The following is a 669-nucleotide window of genomic DNA, read 5'->3' on the forward strand; positions in this document are numbered from 1 at the left end:
TCCGCATCGAGCGCGGCAAGCCCGGTGCGCCACGCCTGCTGCAGTGGCGGCAAGCGCGCGTCACGATAGCCGTCGCCGTGATTGCTGGCGATCTTGGCGTCCACGAGCGCAGCCACGGGGATCTTCGGGCGATCTGCGCTCGCGGTGTTTTGTGGCATGAGGCAATCACATAGCGCAGAGAGCGCGCGCCACTGCACCGCGTCGCAAAACACGGGTCTCGCTGGCACGGCCATGCGTTCGTCAATAACTGCGCGAGTTGCATCGTCCCAGGAGACGCTGTCGCGCTTCTTTAGCACGTCATAGCCTGGGTACCGGGTTTTAGGAGGTAATGTCATCGCTCGGTTTTCCTCAAGCGCAAGGCAGCGAGTCCCGCCAGGGCCAGCGCCGTAAAGCTTGGCGGGGCCGGCAAGGGCGGCCCATTCAATACGTTCTGGCTCCAGTTACGCCAACCGCCCTGATTGCGCGCAATGCCGCGTGCGTGAAACGCCGAGCCGATTAGTCCGAGCGCCGTCGTCACCTCGAGCCACAGCCGTGCGAGCCACCGTTCGCGCGGCGCCGCAAGCGCCGCGTGGGTCAGCAAGGCGGCCGCCACCGGTGGTATCGTCACCGGCGCGTACATGACCGGGTTTTGAAAAGAGCCCCTGAAGTGCAACAACGCGACTTCGCCAA

Annotated in this window: 1 protein-coding gene and 1 pseudogene; both read right to left on the reverse strand. The window is 64.9% G+C overall.

The window, feature by feature from the left end; genetic code table 11:
* Nucleotides 1–335: gluconate 2-dehydrogenase subunit 3 family protein (locus AWB74_RS45110; RefSeq protein WP_143749573.1), on the reverse strand; the 335-nt coding region annotated here is incomplete at its 3' end.
* A pseudogene (locus tag AWB74_RS45115) lies at nt 332–669 on the reverse strand (hypothetical protein); the annotation flags it as partial. The gene AWB74_RS45110 and the pseudogene AWB74_RS45115, both read right to left, overlap by 4 nt.

Source organism: Caballeronia arvi, from assembly GCF_001544695.2.
GTDB classification, from domain to species: domain Bacteria; phylum Pseudomonadota; class Gammaproteobacteria; order Burkholderiales; family Burkholderiaceae; genus Caballeronia; species Caballeronia arvi.